The sequence below is a fragment of the Citrobacter sp. wls718 genome (assembly GCF_005280945.1).
In the GTDB taxonomy this organism is placed as follows: domain Bacteria; phylum Pseudomonadota; class Gammaproteobacteria; order Enterobacterales; family Enterobacteriaceae; genus Citrobacter; species Citrobacter gillenii.
Window position 1 is genome coordinate 1 of record NZ_SZWV01000095.1, and the last position, 9,814, is coordinate 9,814.

13 protein-coding genes are annotated in these 9,814 nt (G+C 46.8%); 9 read left to right on the forward strand and 4 right to left on the reverse strand.

Annotated elements, in window-relative coordinates:
* Positions 1-152 precede the first annotated feature (152 nt).
* Both FDW95_RS17665 and FDW95_RS17670 read left to right on the forward strand, forming a co-directional pair.
* Positions 153-782 carry a DarT ssDNA thymidine ADP-ribosyltransferase family protein gene (locus FDW95_RS17665; RefSeq protein WP_115257702.1) on the forward strand — a complete coding sequence of 210 codons (630 nt, stop codon included), beginning with the start codon at positions 153-155 and terminating at the stop codon, positions 780-782.
* A gap of 3 nt (positions 783-785) precedes the next feature.
* Positions 786-1,475, forward strand: coding sequence for a hypothetical protein (locus FDW95_RS17670; RefSeq protein ID WP_115257703.1), 690 nt, complete (start codon positions 786-788; stop codon positions 1,473-1,475).
* A 35-nt stretch (positions 1,476-1,510) separates the two neighbouring features.
* Here the strand turns inward: FDW95_RS17670 and FDW95_RS17675 are convergent, their stop codons facing one another.
* The 3 genes from FDW95_RS17675 to FDW95_RS17685 all read right to left on the reverse strand — a co-directional run bounded on the left by FDW95_RS17675 (position 1,511) and on the right by FDW95_RS17685 (position 3,462).
* The gene (locus tag FDW95_RS17675; protein ID WP_115257704.1) at positions 1,511-2,680 is read right to left on the reverse strand and encodes a site-specific integrase; all 1,170 of its coding nucleotides are present in this window, start codon (positions 2,678-2,680) and stop codon (positions 1,511-1,513) included.
* Positions 2,641-2,847, reverse strand: a complete 207-nt coding sequence (locus FDW95_RS23990; protein ID WP_115257705.1) for an excisionase — start codon at positions 2,845-2,847, stop codon at positions 2,641-2,643. The genes FDW95_RS17675 and FDW95_RS23990 overlap by 40 nt, the downstream gene beginning before the upstream one ends.
* 63 nt (positions 2,848-2,910) lie before the next feature.
* Positions 2,911-3,462 (reverse strand): hypothetical protein, encoded by a 552-nt coding sequence (locus FDW95_RS17685; RefSeq protein WP_115257706.1) that lies wholly within the window; start codon positions 3,460-3,462, stop codon positions 2,911-2,913.
* A gap of 621 nt (positions 3,463-4,083) precedes the next feature.
* Here FDW95_RS17685 and FDW95_RS17690 point away from each other — a divergent pair.
* Entirely contained in the window at positions 4,084-4,590 is a 507-nt protein-coding gene (locus tag FDW95_RS17690; protein WP_115257707.1) for a hypothetical protein, read from the forward strand.
* 224 nt (positions 4,591-4,814) lie between these two features.
* Here the strand turns inward: FDW95_RS17690 and FDW95_RS17695 are convergent, their stop codons facing one another.
* The gene (locus FDW95_RS17695) at positions 4,815-5,441 is read right to left on the reverse strand and encodes a LexA family transcriptional regulator (RefSeq protein WP_115257708.1); all 627 of its coding nucleotides are present in this window, start codon (positions 5,439-5,441) and stop codon (positions 4,815-4,817) included.
* A gap of 102 nt (positions 5,442-5,543) precedes the next feature.
* Between FDW95_RS17695 and FDW95_RS17700 the strand changes: the two genes are divergently transcribed.
* From FDW95_RS17700 to FDW95_RS17725, 6 genes are all read left to right on the forward strand, one after another.
* Complete coding sequence (locus tag FDW95_RS17700; RefSeq protein ID WP_003826141.1) at positions 5,544-5,771, forward strand: Cro/CI family transcriptional regulator; 228 nt, start codon at positions 5,544-5,546, stop codon at positions 5,769-5,771.
* Positions 5,772-5,781: 10 nt separating this feature from the next.
* Positions 5,782-6,333 carry a YmfL family putative regulatory protein gene (locus FDW95_RS17705; protein WP_049015427.1) on the forward strand — a complete coding sequence of 184 codons (552 nt, stop codon included), beginning with the start codon at positions 5,782-5,784 and terminating at the stop codon, positions 6,331-6,333.
* A 172-nt stretch (positions 6,334-6,505) separates the two neighbouring features.
* Positions 6,506-6,685, forward strand: coding sequence for a DUF4222 domain-containing protein (locus FDW95_RS17710; RefSeq protein WP_003034732.1), 180 nt, complete (start codon positions 6,506-6,508; stop codon positions 6,683-6,685).
* Positions 6,675-7,532: a conserved phage C-terminal domain-containing protein gene (locus FDW95_RS17715; protein ID WP_115257709.1), complete on the forward strand. Its 858-nt coding sequence runs from the start codon at positions 6,675-6,677 to the stop codon at positions 7,530-7,532. Before FDW95_RS17710 ends, FDW95_RS17715 begins: the two co-directional genes overlap by 11 nt.
* Positions 7,529-8,428 carry a phage N-6-adenine-methyltransferase gene (locus FDW95_RS17720; protein WP_115257710.1) on the forward strand — a complete coding sequence of 300 codons (900 nt, stop codon included), beginning with the start codon at positions 7,529-7,531 and terminating at the stop codon, positions 8,426-8,428. The genes FDW95_RS17715 and FDW95_RS17720 overlap by 4 nt, the downstream gene beginning before the upstream one ends.
* A partial coding sequence (locus tag FDW95_RS17725) for a DNA cytosine methyltransferase (RefSeq protein ID WP_137363562.1) occupies positions 8,421-9,814 on the forward strand: 1,394 nt, incomplete at its 3' end. The genes FDW95_RS17720 and FDW95_RS17725, both read left to right, overlap by 8 nt.

Consider the following 9,814-nt stretch of genomic DNA (forward strand, 5'->3'; position numbering starts at 1 on the left):
GGCTGGCGGGAGTTGAACCCGCGCCCAACTCTCGGTAACTAACTGTAATTTACTGTTTTATTTTGAAGCTGATCACATACGTACCCTTTGAGGATACTTTTTTTGTATGATATTTTCAGTATGTTGTTTTATCAATCAAATGGATGTAGAGAATGACACTTCAGGAAGTAATTCAACAACGTAATATTACTAGACTGTTTCATTTTACACATAGCGACAATCTATCTTCTATTTTAGAAAATGGTCTTTTATCACGTTCAGAGCTCGATGATGAAGTGAATGAATATAGCTATGATTTCAACGATGAAGATAGGATCGATGGGCATTTAGATGCGATATGTTTGTCGATAAGTTTCCCTAATGCAAAAATGTTTTGGAAATATAGGAGCTTAAAACCTGGTAACTGGGTCATATTAGAGATTAATCCATCCATTCTTTGGACTAAGAATTGCGCATTTTACCCCACTAACGCAGCATCAAATAATGTTCGTTTTAACGATCTTGAGTTAATGAAAGGGAATGTGGCATTTAGTGCTTTGTTTTCAGATGAGGTGTTTGGCATTCAGAGAGATGCAAACCTTCCTTCTGAATATACAACGGATGTTCAAGCTGAAGTGCTGGTGTTTGAAAAAATTGACCCATCATATATTGTAAATACATTTCACCCTAACAAACAATCTGCTGAACATTTCAAAGGACTATATCCCCAGACACATCAGAGATATTATGCTAATCTTAATGGTAGAACACTCTACTCTCAGAGGCACTATTATTTAGGATAAGTTATGGCCGTTAGACCTGTTTTCATCCCTACAAATGCCGGTAATGTACTATCCGTTACGAAGGATGTAGACTTCCCTTGGGCACCAGGAATGTCTAAAACGCAAAAGCAAAAATCGATCAGGGCATTACATGCAGCTGCGAATGAGCAGGGGGTGAACTCTTTGTTGGAGATTTCTAGTAAATCTGAGGATGAGCTAGGAGTAGAACTTAGTGCCTTTAATCTAAGAATAAAGACAAAAAAACTTGGCAAAGAGTTTACCGTTGAATCTGCATTTCAGGCAAGTAAAGTATTTGAAATGGGAGGACCATATGTCGATATCTTAGACAAAAGCTCTGTAGAGGCTAAGAAAGATATGAGATTGAAGGAGTCAGGGAGTCTGGTTAATTTCAAATTTTATAATACTATATGGCCCCTTATTCCCAGAACGGCTTTTTATGATTGGTTATATTTAAGTGCGCTTAACCAAAATAAAACCTTGGCTCTCCATTTATTAAATTTTGATGGCTTTACTGATATTGAATTTAATCCAGCGAAGTCTATTAATTGCCAAGCTAGAGCAGCAGCTCTTTTTGTCTCTTTAGTGCGGAGAAATATGTTGGATGATGTTTTATCTTCAAAAGATAAGTTTTTATCAGTATTAGTAACTCATTATGGTATTGAGAGTTACGCTATTCAAAACACATTGATATAACTAATGGCCTATGATGGCCATTAGTGTTATCTAAATTACTGTTTGTTTTTTATGTTTAAAGATGTATTTCCATCATACTCTTTGAGATATGAACCGTAATGTCGAAATAACATTTCTGGACCTTTGTGTCCCATTTGCGTTGCCAACCAGAATAGGTTAACTCCCCGACTTATCAGGCGAGTAGCGAAGGTATGACGTGTCTGATATGGATTACGGTAACGAATCCCAGCCTTTCGTAGTGTTGGAACCCATGCTTTTTTTCTAATTGCGTCAGCACTAGCCCATGGTTTGTTACTTTTTGGATCTTCGAATATCGCTTCATCCTTCATAAAAGTGAACAGTTTCTGGCTGGCTAAAGCTGCCAATGCCTCTTCAGTCAGTTCTACTTTCCGTGTACCGGCCTTAGTTTTTGTTCCTTTGATGACGCCAACTACGCTGGCGTTCTGAACGTGGGCCGTCCTCCCTATAAAGTCGATATCACGCCAACGAAGAGCACATAGTTCAGAACTGCGTAGGCCTGTTTGTATGGCGAACCGGAAAAGATTTTCCCACTGCTTGTTTCCTGCCGCAGCGAGCAAAGCATCAACTTCAGTGGGCGATAGCGGATCGACCACGTAGCTGCTTTCTGCTTCCGATTTATCACTTTGGTACCGGGAGGCTGTTACCAGTGATACAGGGTTAATCTGAAGCACACCATCCGTCACCGCCTCATCCAAAGCTGAACGCAGGAATGACAGTTGGTTTCGGATAGTCTTTAATGTTGTTTTCTGGTTCTGGATCCATGTCTTCAGCGCGGCCGGCGTCAACTCACTTGCAGGAAAAATATGAAGTGATGACAGCGCGCTTCGGCATTTCTTATATCCACCAATTGTTGAAGGGGATAGTTTTCTCGTTTCACAGATAACCAGATACTCGTCCAGGTACATCTTCACCGTTTTGCCTGCGGCAGCGTTGCCGAAAATTTTTAACCGGGTAGAACGGGGAAAGTATTCTGCATAAACAAATGTCCCCCTCTCGATCTTGTTATGGATTTCGCCGAGTGTGCGCTCGGCGTATTTGATGTTTTTAGGAGTTACGTCCAGATTAGAAAGGGGCTCACGGCATTTAACCCCTTTATAAGTGAAAGTAATATTGATGGTTTCGCCGTTGCGGTGTTTCCTGATGGTTACGCCGCGCGGGAGCTTAGGCGATTCTGTCGTGCCCATTTTGCAACCTCATTAAGATCAATCCATCTTTCCTTAACGCCGTCGACCTTTAGCACCTGAACCCCTTCACGCCATACTCCACGTTGCACACGTTTGTTGATGGCATCCGGGGTTTCGCCAGTCTCTTTGCAATAAGTTGAGATGGGAACACAATCGAGGCTCAGCATATATTTCTCCATACAATCCCGGCTGCACCCGGTAGTTTGATATTGTTTATTAGCTGGTTATTGTTAGTTGGTTTTCTTTAGTCCAAAGTAAAGTCCTGCGGCTATGCTTATTATGCCTGCAGCTAGAACACCAATAATCCAATAAAATAATGTTATAAATCGTTCTAACTGTTTGTCTGAGTAATCACTCATAACTTTTAATGATGTGCTCAATGACTCCATATCTTTCTTCATGAGAGGTAAAGCCATTGCTTTTTCAGGACTATTTCCAAGTATATTATTAAGCGCGGATATCTTTTTCTGTATGTCATCAACTTTTACTTCCAACGCTTCTATTCGTATATTATCTGGGGTAAGGGTTGAAGTATTTTTTAAGGCACTTAACGTGTTTCTTACCTGAAATATCTCATCCCTATAGGTGCTTATTTCGTTCATGAGATGATCTGTATCTATTTTTTTATCATAAGATGTAGGTAGTGAAACATTTACTATTGAAGTGGCTTTATCTTTTATTTCTAAGGTCAAAGGAATGAGTATCGATCCCAAAGCGACCAGCATAAGAATAGGGGATAGTATTGCTATACTCTTTGCTAATGCGTTACTTGTAAATGACATGAGTCCCTCTTCATAGTATTGTGTAGTACGTTTTTATTGCAACTTACTGTTATGGATAGTTTTTTGTCAAAGTCATTGAGAGATTAGCATGTTTTAGCGTTAATTCATTGCTTTAATGAGGCCAAAACTAATATTCCAAGCCCTGTCTCATTTGCTTAATGACACTATAGGCCAACAGACAATTTAATCATGGCAGCGTCCAGTGTCGATTTGATTTATTCATAAACATACTCGTATCCAGTAAGCCAAGAAAATCTGGCACTACGGTCATGCGGTCATTACTCATGGTTTTACCCTCGTTAAGGCGGCTGCAACCGCCGAACTTTCTCCATACACAACAGAGAAGGGCACCTGCATTTGTCGGCGACTGCAATCGCCATCCTCTTGCCCGGGTGGATTGGGTTATGAGCCCGTCGCCCGGTGATGCCCTTTTCTGTTGTGCCCTGAAAAAGGCTGGCGGTTACCGGACAAACGGGAAAACACCGGGCCGCCAGAACAGGGAGTTACTTGTTATTGCTTTGGCCTGCTTTTAGCCACATCAGGCGCGGTGGATCCTGCTATTCCCCAACAACAAGGATTCGGTTAATCTAGATATCCCCAACATTAAGCAGAGTATTCAAAGTGATCGCTGAACTATCAGCGGCTATGGCCGCTATAAAGGAGACTGCTGGTCTCGCTAAAGTTATCAATGACGCGAAAACGGATGCTGAAGTTAAAGCGGCAACAATTGAACTCCAGAGCAAACTGATTACCCTGCAGGCGGAGTGTTTTTCTCTCGGAGACGCTATTAGAGCAAAGGAAGATGAAGCCGCTCTTTTACGTTCGAAGCTTGCTGTTTTAGAGGATTTTAAGAAAGCTACGCAGGAATATTCGATATTGAAAACCCCCGGAGGAACGCTTGTATACTCAGCATTAATAGATGGAAGTAACGATCAATTTGCCATTAATGCTTGCCCGCGTTGTTTTCAGCAAAGCCAGTTATCAATACTTCAGCCAAGTCCAACCACTCATTCTATGGGCGGGTATTTCATTCATTACTGTCCATTGTGTAAAAGTGAATTTAAAATGGATAAAGTTCCACCCATGCCGCCAGTTCAGGTGCCACGTCGACTTAGACGATCTTTCTAAAAATGTGTTGGTAATATCCAGATTGTTAAAGAGCGAAGCGTCCATCAGGGCGCTTTTTTGTTTCCTGCGAATCATCCGGTTATTCATATGCCACCGGCGTCTACTTCGTGGGCGTCCTGCCTGTTCGCTGCTGATGAATAAAATCTAACTTAACTTAGCTTTTAGGTCAAGAAAAAAAACCAAACTATTCTTAGCTTGATGTTAAGAGGAAGGTTAGACGTGGGTTAAAGCTCGTACTGAACGCCTTTGACAACTCCGATGATCAGGCAATTACCGTTAATTGAAATGTTTGGATAGCGTGGATTTAAGGGAACTAAGAACTTTTGAGGCCCATCGATGACGAGTTTTTTTACAGTAGCCTCGTTTGTCCCATCAAGCCTAGCTACGACTATCTTTCCATGAAGTGGCTCTGCATCAGGATCTACTATGACTGTTGCTCCTTCAGGGATTGTCGGGAGCCCATTAGGGTTTGTCATCGAGTCACCTTTAACCTCCAATGCAAAGGAACTATCCCCTACCCGGAGTGATGTCTCTACCCACTTATCTACTTCACTGAAAACTTCTGCTGCTTTACATTCTGTAAACTGTCCAGCCTGAACCCAAGATATCACCGGAATCCTTCGCATCCTGGTTATCAGATTGCCTTCAAACTCAGTGCCATAGAGAATGTAATCAATTGATGTGTTGAAATACTTTGCAAGTTTCGCAAGTGACTCGCCGCCTGGCACATTAACGTCTTTTTCCCAATACCCAACCGCCACATCACTTACACCGCAGAACTTACCCAGTTCTTTCTGCGAGGTTTTGGTTATGCGCCTGAGAGCTTTGATGCGCTGACCGACAGTTTCCATTTGAACACCATAAACAAATTAAAAGGCTAAGCAATCTTAGTTTTTATTGACCAAAGTTAGATTGGTTATTAATATCTAATCAAACTTAGCTAAGGAGGCGTTATGACAACCGATGACATTGAAAACTACTTCGGCAGTACTGAGAAGGTTGCCGAATTTTTTGGAATCACAAGCGAGGCTGTTTACCAGTGGCGTAATAGAACTGGTCGCCTTATCCCAAAAGGGCGTGCAGCTGAAGCAGCCTATCGGACCGGGGGTAAATTGGTTTTTCATCCCGACCTTTACGAAAAGCGTAGCGATGCTTCAGTAAAACTCAAACCACAGGAATAAGGGGGTAGCTGTGGGTAACGAACCTATTTGGAAAGTCGAACGTCAGCCAGCCTGGCTGGTGGCGGCGATAAAAAAAACGATCACCGATCTACCTGGTGGTTATGCCGAGGCGGCGGAATGGTTGGGCGTGACAGAGAACGCCTTGTTTAACCGCCTTCGTGTTGACGGCGACCAGATCTTCCCACTGGGCTGGGCAATGGTTTTACAACGTGCTGGTGGTTCAACTCATATCGCTGATGCCGTTGCGCGCCATTCTCAGGGCGTATTTGTACCGCTGGCAGATGTTGATGATCTGGATAACGCCGATATCAACCAGCGCCTGATGGAGTCCATCGAATGGATAGGCCGTCATTCTAATTTTGTACGTAAAGCCACGGCTGATGGGGTGATTGACGCAGATGAGCGCGCTCAGATTGAGGAAAACAGCTATCAGGTTATCGCGAAGTTCCAGGAGCACGTAGCGCTTCTTTATCGAGTTTTTTGTGTCGCTGAAAAGAGTGACGCCCGCGAGTGTGCAGCTCCGGGCGCCTTGGCGAACAACTCTTCGAGTATGGAGAAATAATCCGCATGAGCAGTTTAACGGCTTTTAACCGTCTACCGCAACTCAGGATGATCCCGGTTTCGGGTACTCCGTTGTTTCGGTATGAACGCAGATTATCAAACCGCTGGGTTCCGTGTAACCACAGTAGGGCGGTTTCAATTGTGGGGGTCTACAACCGGAGGGCAAAACGCCTGTGCGCGAACTTAACCGAAGGTTCAAAGACCACCGTGGAGTGCCAGTCCGTGTTATCCGCTGGGAGCCAGAAACACAGCGCGTTATCTACCTGCGCGATGGCTATCCACATGAATGCTTCAGCCCACTTGAGCATTTCAGGCAAAAGTTCAGGGAGATAACGGACGATCATGAGCACTAAATTAACCGGCTACGTATGGGATGGTTGCGCGGCGTCGGGCATGAAGTTGTCTAGTGTCGCGATCATGGCCCGCCTCGCTGATTTCAGCAGCGATGAGGGCGTGTGCTGGCCGTCCATTGAAACTATTGCTCGCCAGCTTGGCGCAGGGCCGAGCACTATCAGAACGGCAATCGCTAAGCTTGAAAAAGATGGCTGGCTCACGCGTACACAGCGCCGTAATGGTAACCGTAATGCTTCGAACGTGTACCGCCTGAATGTGGCGAAACTTCAGGCTGCCGCATTTTCTCAACTGTCAGATTCTGACACATCAAAATCTGACGCATCAAAATTTGACACCTCAAAAACTGACCCGTCGAAATCCGGCAAAAACGGCGGTTTTGACCCGTCAGAATCTGGCGGGGATCCGTCAGTAAAATCAACACAAGATCCACAAGTAACTTCAAAACCCTCTTGTCCGGTTGCGGCGCAACCAGACCCTGAAGTTGTGATTACCGACCAGGCGATTTTGGTTCTGACCCATTTGAACCAAATCAGCGGATCCCGGTACCAGAAGTCAAAAACTTCCCTGGAGAACATCCGCGCCCGACTGCGTGAGGGATACAGCGTTGCAGACCTGCAACTGGTTATCGACCTGAAGCATGAGCACTGGCACGAGAACGACGAGCAGTACCAGTACATGCGACCGGAAACGCTGTTCGGCCCGAAGAAATTCGAGAGCTATCTGCAAAGCGCTACCCGCTGGGATCAGAAGGGACGGCCTAAACGAGCTGACTGGGGTGCGAAAAAGCGCGATGTGATGGCTTTTGGTCCGGTTGAAACAACGATTCCAGAGGGGTTCAGAGGATGACGTTAAACAAATATTGCCAGGCTCTGGCGGCACTGCGCAACAAACCAGCCCACGAACTGAAAGAGGTTGGCGATCAGTGGCGGACACCGGATCTGCTTTTTTGGGGGATCAACGCACTATTTGGTCCATTAGTTCTGGACTTGTTTGCTGACGACGACAACGCGAAATGCCCGGTATGGTACACCGCCGAAGATAACGCGCTGGTGCAGGATTGGGCGGAAATGCTGGAGTCAATCGGCGGGGCCGCATTCGGTAATCCACCCTATAGCCGCTCTCAGTACCACGAGAAACAGGCGATCACCGGCATGACCCACATCATGGATCACACAATGGAGATGCGTGAAAAGGGTGGGCGTTACGTGTTCCTCATTAAAGCGGCGACAAGTGAAACATGGTGGCCGGAAGACGCCGATCACATCATGTTTATTCGCGGTCGCATTGGTTTCGATCTCCCTGTGTGGTTTGTTCCTGCCGACGATAAGCAGAAACCCACAGGTGCTTTCTTTGCTGGTGCAATCGCTTTGTTCGACAAGACCTGGCGCGGCGAGCGTTTCAGCTACATCAGCCGTACCGATCTGGAGGAAAAAGGGAAGGCGTTTATGTCACTGGTCGAATTTGCCGCGGGAAAGGTTCAGCCACCAGCCACCATGGTGCCAGAGCAAGAAGAACCTATTGTAGCGCCAGCAGCATTACCTGGTGTGGATTCGCGTATCTGGCCGCTTGAGGTTGGTCTGGTGTTCAACCAGGTTGAGGGGGCTGATTCTCTGGACGCATCGCAGCAGAATAAGCTGAAAGCGAACATTAACCAGCTGTGGCTTGAGCGCATGCCAACCAGCGAAATCATTACTACTGCTGGTGGACTGGTCAGCAGCATGCAGGGGGTAACCCATGCGTGAGATTATCGTTGATAACTTTGCTGGTGGCGGTGGCGCATCAACGGGTATTGAACTGGCGATCGGGCGCAGCGTGGATATTGCGATCAACCACGACGAAAACGCCATTGCGATGCACAAGACGAACCACCCGGACACACTGCATTATTGTGAATCCGTATTTGACGTGGATCCGGTAGCTGCCACTGGCGGTAATCCTGTCGGCCTGGCATGGTTTAGCCCGGACTGCCGACACTTCTCGAAGGCAAAAGGCGCAAAGCCAGTGAAAAAAGAGATACGCGGTCTGGCCTGGATTGTTCTGCGTTGGGCACTGGCGAAACGACCGCGCGTGATGATGCTGGAGAACGTGGAAGAGTTCAAAACGTGGGGACCGCTACTGGCCGATGAAATGCGTCCGGATCCTGCCCGTACTGGCGAAACATTCAATGCATTTGTCGGCATGCTGTCCACTGGCATTCCTGCTGACCACCCGGCACTGTCAGAGGTTTGTGAGTTTCTGTCTATTGAAAGAGGTAGCGAGCAGGCGCAACAGCTGGTGGATGGGCTTGGATATGATGTTGATTATCGCGAACTGCGCGCGTGTGATTACGGAGCACCGACGATCCGCAAACGTTTCTTCATGGTTATGCGCTGCGATGGTTTCCCTATTCAGTGGCCTGTTGTAACCCATGGGGATCCTAAGTCTCTGGAGGTGCAGAGCGGCAGGCTGATGCCATGGCGTACCGCTGCGGAATGTATCGACTGGAATGTTCCGACCCTGTCCATCTTCGACCGCAAAAAACCGCTGGCGGAGAACACTCTGAAGCGGATCGCGCGCGGCATACAGCGCTTTGTTATCGAAAGTGCGTCGCCGTTTATCGTGAAGTGCAATCACACCAGCACCAAAACGAGTTACGACTGTTTCCGCGGTCAGAAGCTGGACGAGCCTTTGCAAACTATTACTAAAACCCACGGTTACGCGTTAGCTGTTCCACATCTGACAAAATTCCGCACTGGCGCAACCGGGCAGCCCGTTACCGAACCCGTCCCGACGGTAACCGCTGGCACATCAAAACGTCCAGGTGGGAATGGGCATGCTCTCGGGATTGTTGAGGCTGCACTGACACCATTTCTGGCGGGTAATGGTGGTAGTGAATACCAGGCTAAACCGCGCCCGCTGGATAAACCTGCTCATACCATTCTGAAGCAATCCCGCGCCTGTCTTGTTGCGCCAGTGATAGCCCGCCAGTTTGGGGCCAGCGTCGGCCACCGGGCAGACGAGCCGAGCGCCACAATTACAGCTGGTGGTGGCGGTAAATCACAATTGGTGGGCGCGTTCCTGGCGAAACACTACGGCGGTAACTATACGGGACCGGGTGTCAGTATGGATGAACCCGCGCACTCAGTGAC

Coding starts and splice junctions, on each gene's coding strand:
- FDW95_RS17715 (WP_115257709.1), top strand. CDS start 6,675: ATGAGCACTAAATTAACCGGCTACGTATGGGATGGTTGCGCGGCGTCG.
- FDW95_RS17685 (WP_115257706.1), bottom strand. CDS start 3,462: ATGTCATTTACAAGTAACGCATTAGCAAAGAGTATAGCAATACTATCC.
- FDW95_RS17665 (WP_115257702.1), top strand. CDS start 153: ATGACACTTCAGGAAGTAATTCAACAACGTAATATTACTAGACTGTTT.
- FDW95_RS17675 (WP_115257704.1), bottom strand. CDS start 2,680: ATGGGCACGACAGAATCGCCTAAGCTCCCGCGCGGCGTAACCATCAGG.
- FDW95_RS17700 (WP_003826141.1), top strand. CDS start 5,544: ATGACAACCGATGACATTGAAAACTACTTCGGCAGTACTGAGAAGGTT.
- FDW95_RS17720 (WP_115257710.1), top strand. CDS start 7,529: ATGACGTTAAACAAATATTGCCAGGCTCTGGCGGCACTGCGCAACAAA.
- FDW95_RS17670 (WP_115257703.1), top strand. CDS start 786: ATGGCCGTTAGACCTGTTTTCATCCCTACAAATGCCGGTAATGTACTA.
- FDW95_RS23990 (WP_115257705.1), bottom strand. CDS start 2,847: ATGCTGAGCCTCGATTGTGTTCCCATCTCAACTTATTGCAAAGAGACT.
- FDW95_RS17695 (WP_115257708.1), bottom strand. CDS start 5,441: ATGGAAACTGTCGGTCAGCGCATCAAAGCTCTCAGGCGCATAACCAAA.